Origin of the sequence: Hymenobacter volaticus (assembly GCF_022921055.1) — a bacterium.
GTDB classification, from domain to species: Bacteria; Bacteroidota; Bacteroidia; order Cytophagales; family Hymenobacteraceae; genus Hymenobacter; species Hymenobacter volaticus.
The window spans coordinates 2,686,816-2,711,687 of sequence record NZ_CP095061.1 but is presented as its reverse complement, the minus strand read 5'-3'; the positions used below and the strand labels follow the sequence as shown (position 1 = coordinate 2,711,687).

General features: G+C 55.8%; 14 protein-coding genes. 13 read left to right on the top strand and 1 reads right to left on the bottom strand.

The window, feature by feature from the left end; all coding sequences use genetic code 11:
- The first annotated feature begins 392 nt into the window (after positions 1-392).
- The 3 genes from MUN86_RS11800 to MUN86_RS11790 all read left to right on the top strand — a co-directional run bounded on the left by MUN86_RS11800 (position 393) and on the right by MUN86_RS11790 (position 3,791).
- A complete protein-coding gene (locus MUN86_RS11800) occupies positions 393-686 on the top strand; it encodes a hypothetical protein (protein ID WP_245117962.1) in 294 nt (97 codons plus the stop codon).
- Between the two features lie 214 nt (positions 687-900).
- Complete coding sequence (locus MUN86_RS11795) at positions 901-2,004, top strand: serine hydrolase domain-containing protein (RefSeq protein ID WP_245117961.1); 1,104 nt, start codon at positions 901-903, stop codon at positions 2,002-2,004.
- A 719-nt stretch (positions 2,005-2,723) separates the two neighbouring features.
- On the top strand, positions 2,724-3,791 hold the full coding sequence (locus MUN86_RS11790) for a glycoside hydrolase family 43 protein (protein ID WP_375379502.1): 1,068 nt from the start codon (positions 2,724-2,726) through the stop codon (positions 3,789-3,791).
- A gap of 104 nt (positions 3,792-3,895) precedes the next feature.
- On the opposite strand, the gene MUN86_RS11785 is transcribed toward MUN86_RS11790, so the two are convergent.
- Positions 3,896-5,074 carry a LacI family DNA-binding transcriptional regulator gene (locus tag MUN86_RS11785; RefSeq protein ID WP_245117954.1) on the bottom strand — a complete coding sequence of 393 codons (1,179 nt, stop codon included), beginning with the start codon at positions 5,072-5,074 and terminating at the stop codon, positions 3,896-3,898.
- Between the two features lie 328 nt (positions 5,075-5,402).
- Between MUN86_RS11785 and uxuA the strand changes: the two genes are divergently transcribed.
- The 10 genes from uxuA to MUN86_RS11735 all read left to right on the top strand — a co-directional run bounded on the left by uxuA (position 5,403) and on the right by MUN86_RS11735 (position 24,815).
- Complete coding sequence (uxuA, locus tag MUN86_RS11780) at positions 5,403-6,665, top strand: mannonate dehydratase (protein WP_245117953.1); 1,263 nt, start codon at positions 5,403-5,405, stop codon at positions 6,663-6,665.
- 28 nt (positions 6,666-6,693) lie between these two features.
- Entirely contained in the window at positions 6,694-8,796 is a 2,103-nt protein-coding gene (locus MUN86_RS11775) for an alpha-glucuronidase family glycosyl hydrolase (protein WP_245117946.1), read from the top strand.
- Between the two features lie 32 nt (positions 8,797-8,828).
- Entirely contained in the window at positions 8,829-9,641 is an 813-nt protein-coding gene (locus MUN86_RS11770; protein ID WP_245117944.1) for an SDR family NAD(P)-dependent oxidoreductase, read from the top strand.
- A 32-nt stretch (positions 9,642-9,673) separates the two neighbouring features.
- A complete protein-coding gene (locus MUN86_RS11765) occupies positions 9,674-12,829 on the top strand; it encodes a SusC/RagA family TonB-linked outer membrane protein (protein WP_245117942.1) in 3,156 nt (1,051 codons plus the stop codon).
- Between the two features lie 46 nt (positions 12,830-12,875).
- Entirely contained in the window at positions 12,876-14,648 is a 1,773-nt protein-coding gene (locus MUN86_RS11760) for a RagB/SusD family nutrient uptake outer membrane protein (RefSeq protein WP_245117940.1), read from the top strand.
- A gap of 197 nt (positions 14,649-14,845) precedes the next feature.
- A complete protein-coding gene (locus MUN86_RS11755; protein WP_245117939.1) occupies positions 14,846-16,801 on the top strand; it encodes a sialate O-acetylesterase in 1,956 nt (651 codons plus the stop codon).
- 175 nt (positions 16,802-16,976) lie between these two features.
- The gene (gene xylA / locus MUN86_RS11750; protein ID WP_245117937.1) at positions 16,977-18,308 is read left to right on the top strand and encodes a xylose isomerase; all 1,332 of its coding nucleotides are present in this window, start codon (positions 16,977-16,979) and stop codon (positions 18,306-18,308) included.
- Positions 18,309-18,488: 180 nt separating this feature from the next.
- Positions 18,489-20,177, top strand: a complete 1,689-nt coding sequence (locus tag MUN86_RS11745; RefSeq protein ID WP_245117935.1) for a sodium/sugar symporter — start codon at positions 18,489-18,491, stop codon at positions 20,175-20,177.
- 293 nt (positions 20,178-20,470) lie between these two features.
- Complete coding sequence (locus MUN86_RS11740; protein WP_245117933.1) at positions 20,471-21,565, top strand: endo-1,4-beta-xylanase; 1,095 nt, start codon at positions 20,471-20,473, stop codon at positions 21,563-21,565.
- Positions 21,566-22,145: 580 nt separating this feature from the next.
- The gene (locus tag MUN86_RS11735) at positions 22,146-24,815 is read left to right on the top strand and encodes a glycosyl hydrolase 115 family protein (RefSeq protein WP_245117931.1); all 2,670 of its coding nucleotides are present in this window, start codon (positions 22,146-22,148) and stop codon (positions 24,813-24,815) included.
- The last annotated feature ends 57 nt before the right edge of the window (positions 24,816-24,872 follow it).

The following is a 24,872-nucleotide window of genomic DNA, read 5'->3' as shown; positions in this document are numbered from 1 at the left end:
GTCTCTCTCCCAGTAGATATACTAATATTATTATAAATATTTGCTTCTTACACGTTTATGAATTGGACTGTGAATTGTAAGGCCGTCTTGTTTTCATAGAAATGCTGGTAGAGAAATATTACTAACTCAACTGTTAGCTGGCACGCATTTGTTCAGCTTGCTAGTGAAAATAGAGCCTTTTTTACGCGCCGATTTTACGTGCTATAGAGTTATAGCCTCACCATTCTGGAGATTCAGTTTTATAAGAAAAGTTTTACTAGGCAGCGCGGACGAAAAGGGTTTTTCAAGCAAGTAAAACAAGGCAGTCGATTGTGAATGCAAGGCGTATTTCATCCTGCATTCTCCACCAGAAAACTACTTTCACTTGTAGCTACCCGCTACCTTTGCCACATATGAAGCCGCCGCTTTTCCATCCCGGACAGGAAGTCATTTGCATCAACGATGACTTCACGCTCTTGCTCGTGCAGAACCCCAATATCCAGACGCCTAAGCGCGGCCCCATTTACACGGTGCGCGGCATTTACGACACGCACCGCGGCTACGGCATCACCCTAGCAGAAATCAACAATGCCGACGTAGCACCAGGCTTTCCCGAAGCTAACTTTCACGAGTCTCGATTTGCCCCTGTGCCGCCGCTGGAAGAAATTGACATTGCGGAGGCAATCGAGGAAAGCATAACGGTGTAAACCGAAAATCCTGGCTCTTAGGTTGCGCTCCTACGGTACTCGTCGTTCGTGAGAGACGACGAGTTCTTCTGCCTGCACGCTTCTAATCTTGAATTTTAGTTGCCCCTTGTAACGGATAGCTTATCTGCACGGTACTCCCGCCGTTACTGCTCGCCGCTTGTGAGTGGAAAGAAGTGTTCAGGTGAAATTTTCGTTGTAAATCAGCTACTTCAGTATGACCAAGTACCTCGTGCGTCTGGTGTTACTTGCTTTTCTTGCGCTGCCTAGCGCTGCCCAAACGCCTAAAGCAGTCAGCCATTCTGTGGATGAATTTGTGACCAGTAAAATGAAAGCGCTGGGCATTCCTGGGCTTGCGGTGGCGGTTGTCAAGAACGGGGAAAAGATAAAAGTGGCTTCCTATGGGCAAGCCAACACGGAGTGGAACCGTGAGGTAACCGAGCACACCAATTTTCAAATAGCCTCCTGCACCAAGTTGCTGACCTCTACGCTGGTGTTGAAAACGGTGTACGCCGGCAAACTCAGCCTCAATGACCCCATCGGGAAGTACCTTGATTCGATTCCGGCTAGTTGGAAACCTATTCATGTCAAGCACCTGCTCAACCATTCGAGCGGCATCCGCGAATTCCGGGGCGACGCGTATGTCTCCACCGCCACGGTTGTACGAGCCCTTATGGATTCCACGCTGGAATACACTTCGGGAACCAAGCAGCACTATGCTCAGGCCGATTTTATGATAGCTGGCTACATCCTAGAGAAAATATACGGCAAGCCCTTTCCCCAAATCCTGAAAGACGAAGTAACCAGCCCGCTGAATATGAAGGATGGCGCTTTCGATATGGAACAGCGCGTGGGCACTTTTATGCGCACCAACCTAGTGCCGCAAAAAGCCACAACCTACTACGAACTCGATGGCCAACTGCGCGCCTACAAGTTTATTTATCCCCAATACACCTACACCGCCGGGGGCTACTTTGCCTCCCTCGATGATATGGTGAACTGGGTAATTGGGCTCGACAAGGAAGTGCTGTTCCCCGACGCCTTTGCTCGCCCCCTCTTGTACGGGCAAGACTCGGTGGGTACTAAACTTTCCGAATTCACGAAAGCCGGCTGGGCGCTAGGAGAAGAAAAGAACGTCCTGTATGCTGGGCACAGTGGCGGACCTGGCCTAGGTGACGTGTGGCGGTTTCCCGAGGAAGGCTACACCGTGATTGTGCTCTCCAACGACGGCGAACTGCTACCCGATTTTGCGCGTGCTATTGCCTCTTTTTACATCCCCGGTCTCGAACGCAAAATGGAAATCAAGAAGTTTGAACGGTAAAGCGGGAGGGAAGCCAAGGCAATTCACATCAGTCATACTCTAGATGGGTTGACCTTGCTGATTATCCGGAAAGAAATTGCCTCAGTACCATACTTGCGCCGCTTTACTTAGGTTGAGAGTGTCTGCAAGGGTGTGTGGGCAGCAAACAAAAAGAACGTCCTGCTGAGCGGAGTCGAAGCCACTCGCGTGCTGACGTTATATAGGTATTGTCATGCTGAGCGCAGTCGAAGCATCTCGCTCGAATCGTTGCAATGGCAAAAGGGTATACTACACTAGCGAGATGCTTCGACTGCGCTCAGCATGATAGTCCTGTTTTGAGTAGAAACTCTTAGTGTCCACAAGCCCTGGCCAGCTTTTTCAGTTGCTGCACTGCGGGCTGGCTTGCAGTATCCTGCATGCCAAACCAGCGGTCCTACCGAAATCGATTAGATACTTTATGTAAGGCGATAGTAGGCGTACTAGTAGTCCACTCGTCAGGAGGAAAGCTATATTTGGCGGTAGAGGCAGGGCGGTTTCGTCTGCCTTTTGTCAAGCTAGGTGCAACTTTATAACGGTTGAATACCTCACATGGCTGACTGCTTTCACCGATTTACTATTTCCTTGTTCCACTGCTGTACACTTTGTCAGCAGGTAGTACCAGTTACCTAAATTCTCGCCCGTTGTCGTTTAAAAACCACCCCTCCTTTGTGTCGCCCACCTTGTCGGCACTAGCTGTCCTGATGCCGCTGGCTATGTTTACGGCCTGCCAAAACAAGAGTGAGGAAAGCAAAACCGCCGCCGACAAAGCAACTGCCCCAGCCACTGCTGCCAGCAGCCGCAAGTACTTGTCAGAGCCACTCGTAAAAGACATTTACACCGCCGACCCCTCCGCGCACGTCTTCAACGGCAAAATCTACATATACCCGTCGCACGACATTGAAACGGGTATGCCAGAAAACGACAACGGCGACCATTTCGCCATGCGCGACTACCATATCCTGTCGATGGACAGCATTGGGGGGAAAGTAACCGACCACGGCGTTGCGCTGGATGTCAAGGATATTCCGTGGGCCGGCCGCCAACTCTGGGCCCCGGATGCCGCCTTCAAAAACGGCACCTACTACCTGTATTTCCCCGTGAAGGACAAACAGGACGTGTTTCGGATTGGCGTGGCCACCAGTGCGTCCCCAACAGGACCGTTCAAAGCGCAGCCCCAGCCTATTCCCGGCAGCCTAAGCATCGACCCGGCCGTGTTCACCGACACCGATGGCAAGACCTACATGTACATGGGCGGTATTTGGGGCGGGCAGCTCCAGCGCTGGCGCACCGGCAAGTACGATGCCAGCAAGCCCAAAGAGCAGGAGCCAGGCCCCAAGGAAGTGGCACTAGGGCCGAAAATGGCACGTCTCACCTCCGATATGCTGCGTTTCGATGAGCCCGTGAAGGAAGTGCAGATTCTTGGTCAGGATGGCAAGCCGTTTTTGTCGGGCGACAACAAGCACCGCTTCTTTGAAGGTGGCTGGTTGCACAAGTACAACAACAAGTATTACTTCTCTTACTCCACCGGCGACACCCATTTGCTGGCATATGCCACCGGCGATTCACCCTACGGCCCTTTCACGTACCAAGGCGTCATCATGAACCCAGTGGAAGGCTGGACGACGCACCACTCTATTGTGGAAGTGAACGGCAAATGGTACATCTTCTACCACGACACCGAGCTATCGGGCAAAACCTGGCTCCGCAACGTGAAGGTTACCGAGTTGAAGCGCAAGCCCGATGGCAGCATCGAACTCATCAATCCGTAAGTAGCACGCCGCACGAGCGGTTAGCTAGCTAACCCCAATCAAAAAGAGGTCCGCTGATAGAAGGTCGACAATTGTCATCCTTCTTCAGCGGACCTCTTTTCTATTTAAATCTCGAGGTTGAAATAACCGCCAGTCCCTTTTAGGGATGATTGGCGGATAACTAAATCCCCGGTAACGACGAAGGTTCGGGGCTTGAACTGGTCTTTTTGCCGCACTTGCTCTAAAAACAAGCGTGCCGCGTGCTGGCCTAAGCGGTAGGGGTGCAGGTTGATGGTTGTAAGGCCCGGCTCGACCAGAGCCGCCAAAAACTCGTCGCCGAAACCTACCACGGCAATGTCTTGCGGGATGCGGAGGCCCCGCCGCTTCAACTCCAACATAAGGTCGAAAGCATTGCGGTAGTTGATGGCGAATATGGCATCGGGTGGTTCGGGCAGTGCCAACCAAGTATCGAGGGCGGCTAGGGCTGAATCGGGCTGGAAGTCGGAATGTACTTCGTACTCCGGCTGGATAGGCAGGCGGTAGCGCTTCAGGGCGTTCTGATAGCCACTAATTCGTTGCCGACTAATAAGCAACGACTCGGGACCAGCCAGAATGGCGATGCGCTGGCAACCTTCCTGAATTAGGTGCTCGGTTACAGCGTAGGCGCCGCCCCAGTCATCAAGTACCACCTGGGCGCTGTCCACTTCGTTGCACACCCGGTCGAAATGAACGATGGGCGTGCCACGGCTGGCGTGCTGCTGCACGTGCTCGAAGTTCTCGGTGTCGCGGGAGTGGCAAATCAACAGGCCATCTACCCGGCTGGCAATCAAGGCCTGTACATTGCTCACCTCCATCTCGTACGACTCCTTGGACTGGCAAATCATAACCCGGTAGCCCGCCTCGGCCGCCACCTGCTGAATGCCACTAACAGCCGTAGCAAAAAAAGGCCGCTCGATGTCGGGAATGACCACGCCTATGGTATGAGTAGCACTGCTTTTCAGGCTCTGTGCCAGCAAGTTAGGCTGGTAGTCTAGCTGCCGGGCCATATCCACAATGGCCTGCCGGGTGTTGGAGTTAATATCGGAGTGTCCGTTCAGAGCCCGCGACACCGTGGAAGCCGCTACTCCAAGCACTTTGGCTACGTCGCTGATCGTAGTTTGGTGGCGCTTCCGCTCGGGAGCAGGTAGTGCGCGTGGATCGGTGAAGTGGCAGTTGCAGGCCTTGCAAAAGAACCGTTGGCGGCCCCGAATAAAGCCTGCTCGCTTCACCTCATCAGCCGAGCCGCACTTGATGCATTTCATCATAGAGTAAATGGTATTTTTATGGAATACCAAACCAAGGGTGGGATTGAGGTAATTAAAAGTGCGTTTAATTATTTGAAGATAATCTACGAATTTTTTTTTGCATGCTACTAATTAAAGAATAGCTATCGAAACCGTTTCCGGAAACGGTTTCGGCGTTTTTATTCGCAAAACAAGTTGTTTAGGCCTTTTTTAGATAGGTGGAGATATCGGTAGTTGTTTTATATTCGAGAGTAAGTAGCTACTAAGGATACTGCACCGGTTGTTCAGTAGGTAGCTATCACCCACTGAAACAGTGGAAATAGAATTGTAATTTTTCAATAGGTATCCCATGCTGCAGACGATGCGCTGGTTCGGGCCGCAAGACCCTACATCTTTGTTTACACTCCGCCAGGCGGGTTGCGTTGGCGTGGTAACCGCCCTGCACCAGTTACCAGTAGGTAGTGTGTGGCCAGTAGCAGCAATTCAGGAGCGGCAGCAGTTAATTGAAGCCGACAACCAGCGCTACGCTCCACTGCACTGGGCAGTGGTAGAGAGCCTGCCCGTGCACGAAGACATCAAGAAGGGGTTGCCCACGCGCACGCAATACATCAATAACTACAAGGAGTCGTTGCGCAATCTGGCTGCCTGCGGCATCCAAACGGTGTGCTACAACTTTATGCCTGTGCTGGACTGGTCGCGCACCAATCTGAGCTACGAGATGCCCGACGGCTCGCGGGCATTACGCTTTGTTTGGCAGGATTTCGCCGTTTTCGACTTGTGCATCCTGCGCCGTCCGCACGCCGAAGCTGATTATGAGCCGGCCGTAGTGGCTGCCGCTCACCAGCAGTTTGATGCTATGTCGGCCACCGAACGGGCAGAACTAACTAATACGGTGTTACTCGGTCTGCCTGGCTCCGAAGAAGCTTTCGAGTTAAGCAACTTCCAAAACCTGCTCAATGAATATGCCGCCATTGATGCCGCGGCTCTACGGGAACATCTGTATTATTTCCTGCGGGAAATAGGACCAGTGGCCGAGGAAGTAGGTATCAATTTGTGCATTCACCCCGACGACCCGCCGTACCCGCTGCTCGGGTTGCCTCGTGTAGTAAGCACTGAAGCCGACCTCAACGGTCTGCTGGAAGCGTACAACTCGCCCGCCAATGGATTAACCTTCTGCACCGGTTCGTTGGGTGTACGCTCCGACAACGACCTGCCCGGCATCGTGCAGCGCCTCGGGCACCGCATTCACTTTGTGCACTTGCGCGCCACTAAGCGCGAAGAAAATCCACGCAATTTCCACGAAGCCGACCACCTAACTGGTGATGTGGACATGTACGCGGTAGTGAAGGCGCTGGTGGTAGAAGAACTGCGCCGGGCTACCACCGGGGAGGGAAATCCTACTATACCCATGCGCCCCGACCACGGTCACCAGATGCTCGACGACCTGACCAGTGGCAAGAGAACCTACCCCGGTTACTCGGCCATTGGACGGCTGCGCGGACTTGCTGAACTGCGTGGTCTCGAACTCGGCATTCGTCGCACTCTACAAACCGAGAAGAAGCGCCCAGCCGAACAAATCCGCACCGAGTCGTCCGTACCCCGCTTCGTTTAACCGCTCTGCACCGCCTTCCCACCCACCTATGCTCCTTCGCTTCCTGCTGCTTTCCTTGTTATATGTTGGTACTCCCTGTTTGGGGTGGGCCGATGATGGCTACCGTTTGTGGCTGAAGTATGACCAGATGCCCGAGGCTAGCCTACGCAAAGCGTGGCAGGCGCAAGCGCGGAGCATCGTCTTGGAATCTCCTACTACACCCATCTTGCAAACCGCCGCCAGCGAGTTACAACTCGGGCTACAGGGCTTGCTCGGGCAAACGGTTCCCGTGGGAAAGGGGAGTGGCAAAGGTGAAATTCATTTGCGCGTGGCGCCCGATCCAGCGCTGGGCCGCGAAGGCTACCGGGTAAGCACGCAGAAAAATGGGTTGGAAATCACGGGTCCTACCGATGCGGCCGTGCTCTACGGCTGCTTTGCCTTGCTCCGCCACGTGCAAACCGGGCAGCAGCCCAACCAACTGAAACTAAGCAGCCAGCCCCGCATTCAGTACCGGCTGCTCAACCACTGGGACAACCCGAACGGCACCGTGGAGCGAGGCTACGCCGGCTCTTCCATTTGGAAGTGGTACGAGCTACCCGAGCGCATCGACCCGCGCTACCAGGACTACGCTCGCGCCAACGCCTCGATTGGCATTAATGGCGTGGCTATCAACAACGTCAATGCCAGTGCCCGCTACCTCACGCCCGAGTACTTGCAAAAGGTGAAGGCCTTGGCAGACGTATTTCGGCCCTACGGTATCCGGGTGTACCTGTCGGTGCTGTGGGCCGCGCCTAAGGTGATAGGGGGCTTGCCGACGTCCGATCCGCTCGACCCCAAAGTGAAACAGTGGTGGACTGCCCGCACCAATGAAATCTACAAGACCATCCCTGACTTCGGAGGCTTTCTAGTAAAAGCCAACTCGGAGGGCGAGCCGGGCCCGCAGGACTACGGCCGCAACCACGCCGACGGCGCCAATATGCTGGCCGAAGCGTTGGGTCAGCACGAGGGCATTGTAATGTGGCGCGCTTTCGTGTACAAAGCCAATTCCAAGGGCGACCGGTTCAAGGAAGCCTATCAGGAGTTTCAGCCTCTCGACGGCAAGTTCGCGCCGAAAGTGCTGGTGCAAGTGAAAAACGGACCGATTGACTTCCAGTCGCGGGAGCCATTTCACCCGCTATTTGGGGCCATGCCGCGCACCCCGTTGGTGCTGGAAGTGCAGCTCACCCAAGAGTATTTAGGCTTCGCGACGCACCTCGTGTACTTGGGGCCGCTCATAAAGGAATGCCTGGAGGCCGACACCCACACACAGGGCCCCGGCTCGACGGTGGCGAAGGTTGTGGATGGCAGCCTGGAAAAGCACACCATAAGTGGTATTGCCGGCGTCGCCAACATCGGTTCGGACCGCAACTGGACCGGCCACCCGGTGGGCCAAGCCAACTGGTACGCCTTTGGGCGCTTGGCTTGGGACCATACCCTGAGTTCGGCCGCTATCAGTGAAGAATGGACCCGTATGACGCTGACCCGGCAGCCCGCTGCCGTAGCGGCTATCACGCAGGTGCTCAACCAGTCGCGCAATATCTACGTGCGCTACACCACGCCCCTGGGCCTGCATCACATCATGGGGCAAAGCATCCATTACGGCCCTGAGCCTTGGCTTTCGCAAAGCGCCCGGCCCGACTGGACGTCGGTGTACTATCACAAGGCCGATTCCATGGGCCTAGGCTTCGACCGCACGGAGCGTGGTTCTAATGCGCTGGCTTTATACGCACCCGGGGTGCGCAAACTTTGGGGCAACCCGGCCACTTGCCCACCCGACTACTTGCTCTGGTTCCATCATGTGGGCTGGAAGCAGCAACTAAGCACCGGCCGCACCCTCTGGAACGAGCTCTGCACCCGCTACTACACCGGCGCCGACTCGGTACTGTGGATGCAGCGGCAGTGGGAGCAAGCCAAGCCTGCCGTGGATGCCGAACTATACACCGACGTGGCTTCCCGCCTGCGGATTCAGCACCACGAAGCCTTGTGGTGGCGCGATGCCTGCGTGCTCTACTTCCAAACTTTTTCGCGGCAACCTATTCCGCCTGCGTTTCCGCCGCCCACTCGCCCTTTAGCTGAAATCAAAGAGCTAGTGGATATCTACCAATTGCGCTAATAATTCTCTCCCGACTTAGCACTCCCTACTTTATGCACCGTATCGAGCCCCTTCTCTCCACCCACACCCAGGCTGCTGGGCAACACCAACTCAACCCGTTTTCCCTGGAAGGCAAGCTGGCTCTCGTCACCGGTGGTGGCAGCGGTATCGGCCTGGAAATAGCCCGCTGCATGTCCGTGGCCGGCGCTACGGTTATCATCACGGGTCGCCGCGAATCGGTGCTGCAAGAAGCAGTAGCCGACCTCGGTGAATCGGTGCACTACCTCACCAACGACGTCTGCGAGCTAGACAAGCTGGACGGTTTGGTTGCCCACATTGAAGCCACCTATGGCCCCCTGGACATACTGGTCAACAACGCGGGGGTAAACATGAAGAAGCCGGCCCTGGAGGTGACGGATGAGGAATTTAGCCGCATCATCCACACCAACCTCAACGCCGTGTTTGCTTTGACCCGGGCCTGCGCCCAGCGCATGGTGGCCCGCCGCAGCGGCGTAATCTTGATGATTTCCTCGATGGCGGCCTACTACGGCATCGACCGGGTAGTAGCTTATGCCGCCTCGAAGTCGGCGGTGGAAGGCATGGTCAAGGTGCTGGCCTCGGAGTTCTCGAAAGACAATGTGCGCGTCAATGCTATTGCTCCGGGCTTCATCGAAACCGAAATGAGCCGCACGGCCATGAACTCGGACCCGGAGCGGCGCGACCGGGCCATGCGGCGCACGCCGATGGGCAAGTTCGGCCAACCCGAGGACATCGGGCAGGCGGCCGTGTTCTTGGCCTCGGAAGCAGCGCGCTACATCACCGGCGCCTCGCTGCCCGTTGACGGCGGCAATTCTATCGGATTTTAAGATTGAAATTTTACCATAAACTCCCACAAACTATGTCTTTTCCATTACGCAAGACGGCCCTAGGCCTGAGCTTGCCGCTTTTTGCGGCCGTAGGACTGCCCATGGCCAGCCTACTATTACCTACTTCCCACGTTTTCGCGCAAGCTGCGCAAACGATTTCCGGTAAGGTTACCAGCGCTGAAGGCGGTGAAGGCCTACCCGGTGTTACGGTATTGCAGAAAGGCACCACGAATGGCGTTTCAACTAATGGCGATGGTGGGTTTACGTTATCTGCACCCATCGGCAGCACGTTAGTCTTTAGCGCTATCGGTTTTGTTAGCCAGGAGGCAATCGTTTCCGGCACTACGGTCAACATTAAGTTGGCTACCAACACCAAAGCGCTAGATGAGGTAGTGGTGGTAGGGTATGGAACGCAGCAAAAAAGCCAGGTAACGGGCGCCATTACGTCGGTATCCGAGCAGCAGCTTCGCGATGTGCCAGTAGCCAACATTGGCCAAGCTCTGCAAGGCCGTGCTGCGGGTGTCAACATCTCGAGTGCAAGCAGTTCGCCCGGCCAGAACCCAGTTATCCGTATCCGCGGTAACCGCTCTTTTGCGGGCAGCAACGATCCGCTGCTGGTAGTGGACGGCGTGCCTTACGATGGTAGCTTAAACGACTTGAACCCTGACGATATTACTTCGCTGGAAGTACTGAAGGATGCTTCCTCGACGGCCATTTATGGTGCTCGGGGTGCTAACGGGGTTATTCTGATTACCACCAAGCGTGGTAAGAACGGCGCTCCAAAGGCCACGTACAACGCGTACTATGGCACTAAGAGAGCCTATGGCCTCTTTGATCTGCAAAACGGCGAAGAGTACTACAACTTCCGCTCTGAGGCGTACCGCGCTGCCGGGCAAAACCCCAACACAGCCGCCGGCTTCTTGACCGATGACGAGAAAGCCAACTACGCTGCTGGAAAAAGCTTCGATTACCAGGATCTGCTCTTCAAGAATGGCCGCATCCAGAACCACGCACTGGGCGTGAGTGGTGGCACCGAGCAGACGCAATATTCGGCCTCGCTCGGTTATTATGACGAGACCGGAATCGTTCCCGTTCAAGGCATCAAGCGCTATTCGTTGCGCGGCACGCTGGATCAGCAGATCGGCAAACGGGTGAAAGTGGGTTTGAATACGCTTAATAGCTTCACCCAGCAAAACGATCCGAACATCAACATCCTATACAACATCCTGACGACTAGCCCGCTTGCTTCGCCATTTGATGCCAACGGTAACCCGATCCTCTTCCCAAATAACGACCAGGCAACGGCTAACGCGTTAACGTACTATGTGCCGGACGCGCACTTAGACAGACGCCGTCGTATTCGCACTTTCAACAGCCTGTATGCGCAGGTAAACATCCTGCCAGGGCTGGATTACCGCCTCAATGTTGGCTTGGATGGCCGCTCGGAAAACAGCGAATCGTTTAACGCCTCGAACACGCCGGCCCGTAACGGGGGCCAGAACGCTGCTTCTCGCTCGCAGAACCTCGCCTTCAACCTGCTGGCTGAAAACCTGCTGACCTACAACCGCACGTTTGGGAAGCACGATGTAAACTTCACGGGTTTGTACAGCGCGCAGGAGTTCCGTACCGATGGGTTCAATGCCGGTTCGCAAAACTTGCCTACCAACTACCAGCTTTCTTCTAACCTAGGTGCGGGTACACCTACGGCGCCTGGCAGCTTCGAAAACCAGTGGGACATTATTTCCTACATGGGCCGCGTGAACTACGCTTACGACAACCGCTACTCGGCTACCGTAACGGTTCGGGCCGATGGCTCGTCGCGCTTGGCTCCTGGCAACAAGTACAAAGCCTTCCCATCGGGTGCCTTGGCCTGGAACATCGTCAATGAGCAGTTCATGCAAAGCCAAGCTTGGGTGAACAACCTGAAGCTGCGTGCCAGCTATGGCCGCACCGGCAGCACTGCCGTAAACCCTTACCAAACGCTTGGTTCCTTGCAGTCGGGCCTAGGCAACGGCTACTACAGCTTCGGGGGTACGGGTGTAGTTGGGGTAGTTCCGGCCTCTATTCCTAACCCCAACCTGGGCTGGGAATACACGGCTACCACTAACTTCGGCCTTGACTTCGGCTTCCTGCAAAACCGCATTAGCGGCTCGATAGAGGTGTACGAGCAGCGCACCAGCGACTTGCTGCTGCCCGATGCGCTACCAACTGTGAGCGGCTACGGCTCTTTCACGCGTAACATCGGTAAAACGCAAAACCGTGGTCTTGAAATCGGCATCTCGACGGTGAACGTGCGCACGGCCAGTGGTTTCGAGTGGAATTCTGACTGGAACTTCACCGTGAACCGTGAGAAAGTGCTCGATCTAGGCTTAGGCGACGACGAAAACGGCAACCCCCGCAGCGACATCAGCAACCAGCGCTTCATTGGTCAGCCACTGTACGTGTTCTATGACTACAAGAAAGCGGGCATCTGGCAGCCCGGCGAAGAGGCAGCTATTGCGAAAGCCGCCAGCCGGATAGGCCAAATCAGAATCGAGGACCTCAACAACAGCGGCACCGTAGACCCCGCCGACCGGCAAATCATCGGGTCGCGCCAGCCGAAGTTTGAAGCCGGTACCACCCAACGCTTCAAGTTTAAAGGCTTCGATTTGACGGCTGTGGCTCTCACCCGCGTGGGTGCTACCGTGGTTGACCCGCTGCTGTACCCTACCTCGTATTTCACCACGTTCGGTGGTCGCCGCAACCAGGTGAACCTGCCGTACTGGACGCCCGATACACCTAACAACCCGTACCCACAGCCCAACCAGACCTACTTCAACGATTTCGTGCTCAACTCCTCGACGTTGTCTTACTTGAGTGGTACGTTTATCAAGGTGCGCAGCATCGACTTGGGGTATGCGTTGCCGGCTAGCATTGTGCAGAAAGCCAAAATGAGCACTGCCCGCATCTACTTGCAGGTACAAAACCCGCTCATCTGGTCGCCAGAGGATTTCTACAAGAAAAACAAAGCCATTGACCCGGATGCACTGTCATACTCGACTCGCTTTAGCGGCAGCTCTTCCAATAACAATGGTATTGCCTTTGCCGAAGGCGACCTAAACAGCAATGTTAACAGCGGTACGGCTGGCCGCGGCGTGAACTATCCCGCTACCCGGGCATTCATTATCGGTGTGAACGTCGGCTTCTAATTTCTTCTCAACTTTTCTTAGCGCACGTGTGCGTCCCTTTTCATATATGAAAAAGATATTTCTTACTGGCTCGGCCCTCGCTTTGCTTCTGGCCGCCAGCAGTTGCGATAAAGACATCTTGGACGAGAATCCTCGTTCAGTTCTGGTCCCTAGTTTCTTAGGCACGCCCGACGGCTTACAGGCTGGTCTGGCAGGGGTATACTCGGGCCTACGCAATGCAACTTCCGATCAGGGAGGTTCCAACTTCATGTCGCAGGGTACCGATGAATTTATGCGCGGTTTTGGCGCAAGTGATGGACTGGAAGATTACAACGGCGGCCTACTCAACAACAACAACGGAACGGCTACCAACTTGTGGGCTACCTATTACCGCTATATCAACGACGCCAACGGCGTTATTCAGTACGCGGGTACGGTGCAGGGGCTAACTGCCCCCGCTCTCGCCCAGATTGTAGCAGAAGCCAAAGTGTTGCGGGCTTGGTATTACTTTCAGTTGGTGCAAGCTTTCGGTGATGTGCCGTTGACGCTCACATTCGTGGATGCACCAACAAAGGATTTTTCACGTAATTCCACCGCCGATGTATACAATGCCATTGTTACGGATCTGAACGATGCCCTCAAGGACATTGCTAGTACGGCGGCGCAGCCTGGCCGCGTAACGCGGGCTACGGCATTGCACATGCTAGCCAAAGTGCACCTGACCCGGGCTACTTCCACAGGCAAGCAAGGTGACGACTACGCTAAAGCCGCTCAGTACGCCAGCGAACTTATCACCGATGCCAGCAAGTATGGCAAAGGACTGGAGGCTGACCCAGCCGACGTATTCAAGGAAGGCAACGAGAACGGTAAGGAAGTGCTTTTCAATGTGCAGTTCAACACTGACCCCACCTTCACGGGCATATCCGACAACGGTGCCGGTGGCGCTGGTCAAAACCAAACCAACTTCTTGTTCCGGGGCCGCTACGACGAGTTGCCCAACGTGGCCCGTAGCATTGTATACGGCCGCCCCTTCGGTCGTTTAGCTTCGACCCCGTATTTGCTGACCTCGTATATACTGCCTTCCGAGACCAACCCTCGGCAGTGGCGCACAACTGATACCCGCTACAATAAGTGGTTCACGACACTGTGGCTTGTCAATTCGACGGGTACCGGCGCGGCCAATAGTGGCGTTGCCTTCAACCCGAAGGCCGTAATTGGAGATACCGCCGCGTGGTATGCCGGCCGCGAAATCACGGCGGCAGAACAGGCGCGCATCAATGCTCGTCCGAACGGTCGTTACGTAGTAGGTACGCCTAGCACCTACACCACCAAGTATTCGCCCTACATCAATAAGTTCGACGATGCTACGCGTTCGGCCACTAATACCAGTTCCGACCGGCCACTGATCTTGTATCGTTTGGCTGAGACGTACCTGATTGCGGCGGAAGCCAACATGTACCTCGGCAACCTCAACCAAGCCCGCGACTACATCAACGTAGTCCGCCGTCGGGCCGCTGCACCTGGCAGAGCTGCGCAAATGGAAATTACCACGGCTCAGTTGAACATCGACTTCATCCTCGACGAGCGCACCCGTGAGCTCTGTGGCGAGCAGACCCGCTGGTTTGACTTGGTACGTACCGGCAAGTTGGTGGAACGCGTGAAGAAGTACGTGCCCGCATTTGTAGCTTCTAAGCCATCACCCATCCCCGGTGCTACCGACACCTATGGTTCGGATGCAGCAAAGAACATCCAACCTTACCACGTGTTGCGCCCCATTCCGCAGCAGGAAATTGACCGGACGAACGGTAAGATTACGCAAAACCCTGGCTATCCACAGTAAGCAGGGGAGTAGCTGAGCACTGAAATGGCTGCTCTAGGTAAGTACCCTTTCTTCGTCCCTTATAAGGGGTATTTGCAGGCCTAAGTGCCCAGTTTTTTGCTCTCATAAATAAGCCCAGGTTTCACTCCGAAACCTGGGCTTATTTATGAGAGGCTACTGCTTTTAAGCTCCATGGCCACAAAATGTGCTTCATCCCTATGAAAATCAAATACATAGTAATAAGCCTGCTGCTTGGTTTGCCTGCTGTGCACCATGCCACGGCGCAAGTGCGGCTGCCACGCCTAGTAAGTGATGGTATGGTACTACAGCGTGAGCAGCCAGTACACATTTGGGGCTGGGCCAAGCCTGGGGAAAGCGTAAGCGTAGCCTTTCAAGGCAAAACCTACCGTGCCACTACGGGTGCCGACGGCCACTGGCGCGTGACACTGCCCGCTATGAAAGCCGGCGGCCCCTTCGACATGGGCATCAAGGCCAGCAACGAGCTAAGCGTAAAAGATGTGCTGGTGGGTGATGTGTGGCTGTGCTCAGGACAGTCGAATATGGAAACGCCCATGAGCCGCCTGCGCGACAAGTTTCCGGAGGTGATTGCCCAAGCGGCCAACCCACGCATCCGGCAGTTCGAGGTGCCAATGAGTTCCTCCTTGCAGCGCCCCCGCACCGACGTGGCTGGCGGCAAATGGATAGCAGCCGACCCGCAAACCGTGCTTCAGTTTTCGGGCGTAGCTTACTTCTTCGCCAAGGAACTCAACGCTAAGTACCAGGTGCCAGTGGGCATCATCAAAGACGCCGTGGGCGGCTCGCCTGCCGAGGCCTGGCTGAGCCCCGACGCGCTCCGGCAGTTTCCGACCTACGAGCAACAGGCCGCCAAGTACCAAGACAGCACGGTAGTAGCAGGCATCCGGCAGCGCGAAAACGCCGCTGTTGCCGACTGGCACAAGCGCTTGCACCAAGCGGATCTAGGCGAGGCCCGGGGCCAGCAGAAATGGTCCGCTCCGGATTACAATGCCAGCAGCTGGGCTACCATGCAAGTGCCCGGCTACTGGGCCAACCAGACGCCGCTCGGACCAGTGAACGGGGTGGTTTGGTTTCGCAAGGAAGTGGACGTGCCCGCTAGCATGGTTGACCAGCCCGCTCGCCTGGAACTCGGCACCCTAGTAGACGCCGACTCGACGTACATCAATGGCCAGTTGGTTGGCACAACGGGGTATCAGTACCCGCCCCGCAAGTACGAGGTGAAGCCGGGCGTGCTGAAGGCGGGGAAAAACGTGGTGGTAGTGCGCCTGATTAGCAACGGCGGGCGCGGGGGCTTTACGCCCGACAAAAACTACCAGCTCCGAGCAGGTGGCCAGACCCTCGACCTGCGCGGGCCTTGGCAGTACCAGCTAGGGGCTACGCTGCCGCCCACGCCGGGCACCACTCCGTTTCAGTTTCAGCCTGGTGCGCTCTACAACGGCATGATTGCGCCGGTGCTGCCCTATGCTATCAAAGGTGTGCTCTGGTATCAGGGCGAAAGCAACGCTGGGCGTCCGCAAGACTATCAGGCCCTGATGACCAGCCTGATCAACGACTGGCGCCAGCACTATCAACGGCCCGCATTGCCTTTCCTATACGTGCAATTAGCCAACTTCATGGCCGCTAAACCTGAGCCTAGTGAAAGCGGCTGGGCAGCCGTGCGCGATGCGCAGCGCCGCACGTTGGCCGTGCCGCACACCGGTATGGCCGTGATTACGGATGCTGGCGAATGGAACGACATTCACCCCCTCGACAAACAGACCGTAGGTCACCGTCTGGCCTTGGCTGCTGAAAAGGTGGCATACGGCAACAAGAAGGTGGTGGCTTCGGGCCCGCTCTATCAAGCAGCTCAACCCGCTGGGAATCACGTTACCCTGAAGTTTACCGACGTAGGCGGTGGACTAATAGCCAAGGGCGGCGGTCCGCTGAAAGGATTCGCAGTAGCTGGTACCGACAAAAAATTCGTTTGGGCTCAAGCTAAGATTGAGGGTAATACGGTGGTAGTATGGAACGACCAGGTAACGGCACCCGTGACAGTGCGTTACGCCTGGGCCGACAACCCAGAAGGGGCCAACCTCTACAACAAAGAGGGGCTGCCCGCTTCGCCTTTCGAGGCCGCTACTGCACCCGTGGTGCCCTAAACACGAACGGCGGAATAGGTGTAGCAAACCCTCGAACTGCCCTTCTCTACTGCCTTCTTTATTTTGGCTAGCTATTTTCTCTACCTTTCTCGCGTAGCAGCCACCAAGATTGCCTCTCACAAATCATCCTTTTTTGAAGCCCCTCCACTAATAGTTCACTTACAGTTCTTTTCTCATGTCAACCAACACGCTGTCGAAAACTGAATTTTTCACGGGCATCGAGCCCATCAAATACGAAGGGCGTGAGTCCGATAACCCGCTCGCCTTCAAGTGGTACGACGAGAACCGCGTAGTGGCCGGCAAGACGATGAAAGAGCATCTGCGCTTTGCCGTCTCCTACTGGCACACCTTCACCGGCACCGGCGGCGACCCGTTCGGCCCCGGCACCAAGCAGTTTGCCTGGGACGCGCACCACGAGGCCCTGGGCCGGGCCCATGACAAGATGGACGCGGCTTTCGAGTTTTTCACCAAGCTCGGCACGCCTTACTACTGCTTCCACGACATCGACTTGGTGGACGAAGGCACTTCGCTGAGCGAGTACGAGCGCAACCTGAGCGCCATCGTCGACTACGCCAAGCAGCACCAGCAGCAGAGCGGTGTGAAGCTGCTATGGGGCACAGCCAACGTCTTCTCCAACCCGCGCTACATGAACGGGGCGAGCACCAACCCTGACTTCCAAGTGTTGGCGCACGCTGGCACGCAAGTGCTCAACGCCTTGGATGCCACCATCGCGCTGGGCGGCGAGAACTACGTGTTCTGGGGTGGCCGCGAAGGCTACATGACGTTGCTCAATACCAACATGAAGCGTGAGCTCGAGCACATGGGCCGTTTCCTGACGATGGCCCGCGACTACGCTCGCAAGCAAGGCTTCACGGGCAAATTCTTTATCGAGCCCAAGCCAGCCGAGCCGACCAAGCACCAGTACGACTTCGATGCAGCCACCGTCATTGGCTTCCTGAAAGAGTACGGCCTGCAAGACGATTTCATGCTTAACCTGGAAGTCAACCACGCGACGCTCGCGGGCCACACCTTCCAACACGAGCTGCAAGTAGCCGCCGATGCGAACATGCTGGGCTCGATGGACGCCAACCGCGGCGACTATCAGAACGGCTGGGACACCGACCAGTTCCCCAACAACCTCAACGAGTTGACCGAGTCCATGCTCATCATCCTGGAGCACGGGGGCATCACGCCAGGCGGCATCAACTTCGACGCCAAGACCCGCCGCAACTCCACTGACCTAGAGGACATCTTCATTGCCCACATCAGCGGCATGGACACCTTTGCCCGGGCCTTGGTGGTAGCCAACGACATTCTGGAAAAGTCGCCCTACCGTAAGTTCCGCACCGAGCGTTACGCTTCATTCGACTCCGGCGAAGGCGCTGCCTTCGAGAAAGGCCAACTCACGCTGGAAGATCTGCGCACTATTGCGCATAAGACTGGCGAGCCGATCCTGAAAAGCGGCAAGCAGGAGTGGCTTGAGGCAATTATCAACCAGTACATCTAGCACATAAAAACCGACCTGGCGGGTCTTTTGAAGGGAGTGGGAACTTGGAGAGGGGCCAGCCGGGGAGGTTTTGTTGCTGGTCGTGGCCAGTAAAAAGCAGCTAGTTGCTGGAGCGTCCGTGGGTGACGCTTCAGCTTTTTCTCGTATTAGCCGCTCCTTCGGGTGGCTTGATTATTTCTCATGCAACATCAACTTGCCACCCTCGATTACATCGTTTTCTTTGTTTATTTTCTCATTGTTTCCGGGTATGGCATCTGGATTTACCGCCGCAAAACGGGCCACGACGGCACGCTCGAAGGCGACTCCAAAGACTATTTCCTGGCGGAAGGCTCCCTGACCTGGTGGGCCATTGGCTCCTCGCTGATTGCCTCCAACATCTCGGCCGAGCAATTTGTGGGCATGGCCGGTTCGGGCTTCAAAATGGGCTTGGCCATTGCCACCTACGAGTGGATGGCCGCCCTGACGCTCATTATTGTGGCGGTGTTCTTCATTCCGGTGTACTTGAAAAACCGGATTGCCACCATGCCGCAGTTTCTCTACCAGCGCTACAACAGCACCGTGGCCATGATTATGGCCGTGTTCTGGCTGATGCTCTACGTGGTCGTGAACCTAACGTCCATTCTCTACTTGGGCGCCATTGCCGTCAGCAGCATCTCGGGGTTGAACCTGGAGTTCTGCATGTACGCGCTGGCAGCCTTTGCCATTGTCATCACGCTCGGCGGGATGAAGGTAATTGGCTTCACCGACGTAATTCAGGTGTTCTTCTTGATTCTCGGTGGCTTAGCTACCACGTACTTGGCCCTGAACCTGGTGGCCGAGCACTTCGGCCAGACGGGCGTGCTTAGCGGTTTCCGCTTGATGAGCGAGCAAGCCAACGACCACTTCCACATGATTCTCAAGCAGGAAAACCCCAACTACAGTGCCTTGCCGGGTCTGACGGTGTTGCTTGGCGGCATGTGGATTGTGAACCTCAACTACTGGGGCTGCAACCAGTACATCACGCAGCGCGCCCTTGGGGCCGACCTGCCCACGGCCCGTTCGGGTCTGCTGTTTGCCGCTTTCCTCAAGATGCTGATGCCCGTAATCGTGGTGCTGCCTGGCATCGCGGCCTACGTGCTCTACAAGGAAAACGTGTTTGGTGCCACCGAATTTGGCCAGGGTGCCAACCTCAACCCCGACCGCGCTTATCCGGTGCTGCTCAACATCTTGCCGGTGGGCTTGAAAGGCTTGTCGTTTGCTGCGCTCACGGCGGCGGTGGTGGCCTCGCTGGCGGGTAAAGCCAACTCGATTGCTACCATCTTCACGCTCGATATCTACCACAAGGTGTTCAATCCAGAAGCGTCGGAGAAGCGCTTGGTGAGCGTGGGCAAGATTGCCGTGGTGGTGGCCATGCTGCTAGGCGTGCTGATTGCCCCGCACTTGGGCATCGACAAGAAAGGCGGCTTCGAGTTTATTCAGGAGTACACGGGCTTCGTGTCACCGGGCATTTTCGCCATGTTTATCCTGGGCTTTTTCTGGAAGCGGACCACGTCGTCGGCCGCCCTCTTCGCCACGATTGGGGGGTTTGTCTTGTCGGTTATTCTGAAGGCACTGCCCACGCTCACCGATCTGTCTTGGCTAGCACCGCTGGGTTTTGCGGTCAAGAATGCTGAGGGCGTGTACGAAATTCCTTTCCTCGACCGCATGGGCTTCGTGTTTGTCATCTGCGTAGCGGTGATGGTGGTCATCAGCTTGATCGAAACCAGCCGCGGTGTGCGCACCAACGGCCTGGAAGTGGACGCGAGCATGTTCCGCCCGCAGCGTAGCTTCGCTATCGGGGCTTTGGTCATTGTAACCCTGCTCACCACGCTCTACACTGTGTATTGGTAAGGGGATATGAACCATTGAACGGGCCAGCAGCTACAGCAGATGCTGGCCCGTTTTTATGGTGCCAGAGCCACAGGGAAGCGCTATCGGAAGATAAAGTCAAGGGCAGCAAGTACCTGCCGCTAAGTGGTGCTAGTGCTGAAACTGAAGTAGGAGAGAAGTGAGGCGTTAACCGTCCACGATACCAAGCTTTCTAGCAATTGTCGATTTGTTTTAACTCTTAATCCCCGCACGTGGAGAGATGTAGAGTGGGCATCATAGCTGACTAAGAGAGTAGAACTAACCATAAGCGAGAAATGAAAACTACTGTTTCGTTGCGCCAGCTCGCCACTACTGGTGTGCTGCTGGCGGGGCTCACTGTGTTCAGCAGTGACCGGCCGGCCCCGGAAAAAGGGTTGAAAGACTACTATAAAGACTATTTTCTGATGGGGGTAGCCGTCTCGCCACAAGCCTTACGCAACCCCGCCGAATCAACCCTGATCAAGCAGCACTTCAACAGCATCACGCCGGAGAATGCCATGAAGATGGGACCTATTCACCCCGAGGAAAACCGCTATTTCTGGCAGGACGCCGATGAAATTGTGCAGTTCGCGCAAGACAACAAACTGCGTGTGCGGGGCCACAACCTGCTCTGGCACGAGCAGACGCCGAAGTGGCTGTTCAAGGATGCAACTGGCAAACAAGTATCTAAAGAAGTGTTGCTTCAGCGCCTCAAAAGCCACATCGATACCGTGGTGAAGCGCTACAAAGGCAAGATCTACGCCTGGGACGTGGTCAACGAAGCCATTTCCGATAACCCGCAGGAATTTCTGCGCAACTCGGAGTGGTATCAGATCTGCGGGGAAGACTTCATTGCCAAAGCTTTCGAGTACGCCCACGCGGCTGACCCCAATGCCGTGCTTTTCTACAACGACTACAACACCGAGCGGCTCGAAAAGCGGGAGCGGGTCTATAAGCTGCTCAAGAAGCTGAAAGACGCCAAAGTGCCGATTGACGCGGTTGGGCTGCAGGGGCACTGGTCGCTGCAAGAGCCCACGGAAGCTGAACTGCGCAAAGCCATGGAGCAGTATTCCTCGCTGGGCCTGAAAGTACAAATCACCGAGCTGGATGTGTCCATTTATCCTTGGGAGAAAGACCGTCGGGAAAAGCGTCCCGGTGAGTCCGACGCCTACACGCCCGAGCTGGAACAGAAGCAGACCGAGCAGTATAAGATGTTCTTTAAGGTATTCCGCGACTACAAAAACGTACTGACCGGCGTCACCTTCTGGAACATTTCCGACAGGTACACTTGGCTGGATACCTACCCTGTACCTGGCCGCAAAAACTACCCGCTGCTTTTCGACCAGAACCAGAAGCCTAAAAAAGCCTACTGGGAAGTGGTGAAGTTTTAGAAGCCCCTCAAGCGCTAGTTCCCCTCAGTTGCGGTTGCGTATCTACCAAGGAGGTGCTAGAGGTAATTGATTCCCGTTGCTGGCGTCGCCAAAGTAACGGTCTTGCTGAGCATGTGGCGCATTAAGCCAGTGACCGAAGCATCTCGCGTGTTGCCGTTATAGTAGCGACTTTCATGCTGAGGGCAGTGCAACGAAGCCAAAGCCTCTGGCGTGTTAACGTTGTCACGGTATATCAGTCATGCTGAGCTGATTTGAAGCATCTCGCTTGAATCGTTGAATTAGTACTACAACCTCAACCCGCGAGATGCTTCGACTACGCCTGCGTCTCCGCTCAGCATGACCGTTACCATTCCTGCGTCAGCACGCGAGATGCTTCGACAAGCTTAGCATGACCGATATACCGTGACAATGTCAGCACGCCAGAGGCTTCGGTCCCAGGCCTGGGGCGCTACATGTTCCGCAGGACGGTCTAGGCAAACAATGATAGGTCAGCCACCTCTAAGCCCCTAAGGGGAAACTAGCCGCTACTTCTCTAATAATTCTACGTTCTCGCATTGCTGCGCCATTTTACTTGATGCCGATGAAACTCCTGCCTTTTCATAACTCTAGATTCCGCACTGCCTGCTGTTTCTGGCTGGTGCTACTCGTGCCGTTTGTAGCACAGGCCCAAACCCCGGCCACAAAACTCACTGACACCTACGTATCAACTGAGAAAGGCAAAAGCGGCTTTGCGCTGGCGGCCTCCGGCAAAACGGCGGCTCTGTTTGCCAGCAATTCCGACTGGCCGGGTGTGCTACGAGCCGCCCGCGATTTGCAGGCCGACATCAACCGCGTAACCAAACTCACGCCCACTTTCACCACCGACAAAGCACCGACCGGTAACGAAGTGGTGCTGATAGGAACGTTGGGTAAAAGCCCGCTGATTGATGGGCTAGTAAAAAGCAAGAAGCTCGACGTTTCACAAGTAGCAGGCAAGTGGGAAACCTTTGTGCTGCAAGTGGTGGAAAAGCCGATGCCGGGCGTAGAGCGCGCGCTGGTAATTGCCGGCAGCGACAAGCGCGGTACTATTTACGGCATCTATGATTTGTCACAGCAGATTGGCGTGTCGCCGTGGTACTGGTGGGCCGATGTGCCGACCAAGCCGCAAACGGCGCTGTATGTAGCGCCAGGCCGCCATTCGCAGGGCACGCCGAAGGTGAAATACCGCGGTATTTTCATCAACGATGAAGCGCCGGCACTGCAAAATTGGTCGAAAGAGAAATTCGGCGGCGTCAACTCGAAGATGTACACGCACATGTTCGAGCTGATTCTGCGCTTGAAAGGCAACTACCTGTGGCCTGCTATGTGGGGCAACATGTTCAACGTGGACGACCCGCAAAACCCCGTGCTGGCCGATGAGTACGGCATTGTGATGGGTACCTCGCACCACGAGCCACTCACGCGGGCCCACGAGGAATGGAAGCACGCTGGCAAAGGCGCCTGGAACTACCAAACCAACGCCGCCGCTTTGCAGGAGTTCTGGCGCGGTGGAATGAAGCGCATGGGCACGCGGGAAAACATCGTGAGCATCGGGATGCGCGGCGACGGCGACGAGCCCATGAGCCAGGAAAGCAACATTGCCTTGCTGGAGCGCATCGTGGCCGATCAGCGCAAAATCATTGCCGAAGAAACCGGCAAACCCGCCGAGCAAACGCCCCAACTCTGGGCCCTCTACAAGGAAGTGCAGGAGTATTACGACAAAGGCATGCGCGTGCCCGACGACGTGACGCTGCTCTTGTGCGACGACAACTGGGGCAACATCCGCAAGTTGCCCAAGCTAAGTGAGAAGCCGCGCAAAGGTGGCTACGGCATCTACTACCACTTTGACTACGTAGGCGGGCCGCGCAACTACAAGTGGCTCAACACAAACCCAATTCCCCGTATCTGGGAGCAGATGCACCTGGCCCACGAGTACGGCGCCAACCAAATCTGGATCGTGAACGTGGGCGACCTCAAGCCCATGGAATTCCCCATCAGCTTCTTCCTCGATTACGCTTGGAACCCAGATAAAATTGGGGCCGACCAACTCGACGACTATAGCCGGGAGTGGGCCGCCAAGCAATTTGGACCTAAGTACGCCACCGGCATTGCCGACATCCTAGCTAAATACGCCAAGTACAACGCCCGGCGCAAGCCCGAACTACTCGACCAGAAGACCTACAGCCTAACCAACTACCGCGAATGGGAAACTGTGGTGGCCGACTACAACCAGCTGCTAACCCAGGCCGAAGCTATCAACCAGCAATTGCCAGCTGAGTACCACGACGCTTACTATGAACTAGTGCTGCACCCCGTGCAAGCCTGCGCCAACCTCAACGAGATGTACTACACGGTTGCGCAGAACCACGAAGCGGCCAAAAACGGACAAGCCACTACCAACGAACTGGCTGAGAAAGTGAAGGCGCTGTACGCCAAAGACGCGGAAATTACCAGCCGCTACCATGCCGTAGCTAGCGGCAAGTGGAGCCACATGATGGACCAAACCCACATCGGCTACACCTATTGGCAGCAGCCCGAGAAAAACGCTATGCCTGCCGTGCAAACCATCACCCAGCCCACGGCCACGACTGCCCCAGCTGCTACCCCGGCGGCGTCAGCACAGAAGCCACAACCGAAAGTAGCCGCTGGCGCCGGTTTTGTGGAGGCTGATGGCTATGTGAGCATAGATGCCGAGCATTACAGCAAGGTCGTGAACGGTAGTGTAGCGAAGTGGCAGACCATTCCAGACTTGGGCCGCACGCTTTCGGCAGTTACTACGCTCCCGGTTACCGCGCCCACCCAGCTGCCGGCTGCTAATACGCCGCACCTAGAGTACCGCGTGCAACTCACCAGCTCCGGCCCGGTAACCGTGCAAGCTTACCTCGCGCCCACGCTGAATTTCGTTGGCGGTGAGGGTTTGCGCTATGCCGTTTCGTTCGACGATGAGGCCCCACAGATTATCAACCTGCACACCGGTATGGTGGCCGATAATGGCAACAGGCCCTGGGAAAAAGCGGTGGCCGAAAACATCATTATCAAGGAGTCGAAGCACACTTTGGGGAAGCCCGGCGAGCATGTGCTCAAGTTCTGGCGCGTAGACCCGGGCGTGGTGCTCGAAAAGCTGGTGGTAAACTTAGGCGGGGTGAAGCCCAGCTATTTGGGGCCGCCAGAAAGTGCCTCGGGCAACTCGAAAACGTCTAAAGAAGAGAAAGGCAGCGTAGGCCAGCGCTAGCGTTTTGAGGTGCTGCTAACAACTACGGCAGATACACTTATTCTGAAAGTGCTCAAC

Coding starts and splice junctions, on each gene's coding strand:
- MUN86_RS11735 (WP_245117931.1), top strand. CDS start 22,146: ATGAAACTCCTGCCTTTTCATAACTCTAGATTCCGCACTGCCTGCTGT.
- uxuA (WP_245117953.1), top strand. CDS start 5,403: ATGCTGCAGACGATGCGCTGGTTCGGGCCGCAAGACCCTACATCTTTG.
- MUN86_RS11785 (WP_245117954.1), bottom strand. CDS start 5,074: ATGATGAAATGCATCAAGTGCGGCTCGGCTGATGAGGTGAAGCGAGCA.
- MUN86_RS11795 (WP_245117961.1), top strand. CDS start 901: ATGACCAAGTACCTCGTGCGTCTGGTGTTACTTGCTTTTCTTGCGCTG.
- MUN86_RS11765 (WP_245117942.1), top strand. CDS start 9,674: ATGTCTTTTCCATTACGCAAGACGGCCCTAGGCCTGAGCTTGCCGCTT.
- MUN86_RS11755 (WP_245117939.1), top strand. CDS start 14,846: ATGAAAATCAAATACATAGTAATAAGCCTGCTGCTTGGTTTGCCTGCT.
- xylA (WP_245117937.1), top strand. CDS start 16,977: ATGTCAACCAACACGCTGTCGAAAACTGAATTTTTCACGGGCATCGAG.
- MUN86_RS11770 (WP_245117944.1), top strand. CDS start 8,829: ATGCACCGTATCGAGCCCCTTCTCTCCACCCACACCCAGGCTGCTGGG.
- MUN86_RS11800 (WP_245117962.1), top strand. CDS start 393: ATGAAGCCGCCGCTTTTCCATCCCGGACAGGAAGTCATTTGCATCAAC.
- MUN86_RS11740 (WP_245117933.1), top strand. CDS start 20,471: ATGAAAACTACTGTTTCGTTGCGCCAGCTCGCCACTACTGGTGTGCTG.
- MUN86_RS11790 (WP_375379502.1), top strand. CDS start 2,724: ATGCCGCTGGCTATGTTTACGGCCTGCCAAAACAAGAGTGAGGAAAGC.
- MUN86_RS11760 (WP_245117940.1), top strand. CDS start 12,876: ATGAAAAAGATATTTCTTACTGGCTCGGCCCTCGCTTTGCTTCTGGCC.
- MUN86_RS11745 (WP_245117935.1), top strand. CDS start 18,489: ATGCAACATCAACTTGCCACCCTCGATTACATCGTTTTCTTTGTTTAT.
- MUN86_RS11775 (WP_245117946.1), top strand. CDS start 6,694: ATGCTCCTTCGCTTCCTGCTGCTTTCCTTGTTATATGTTGGTACTCCC.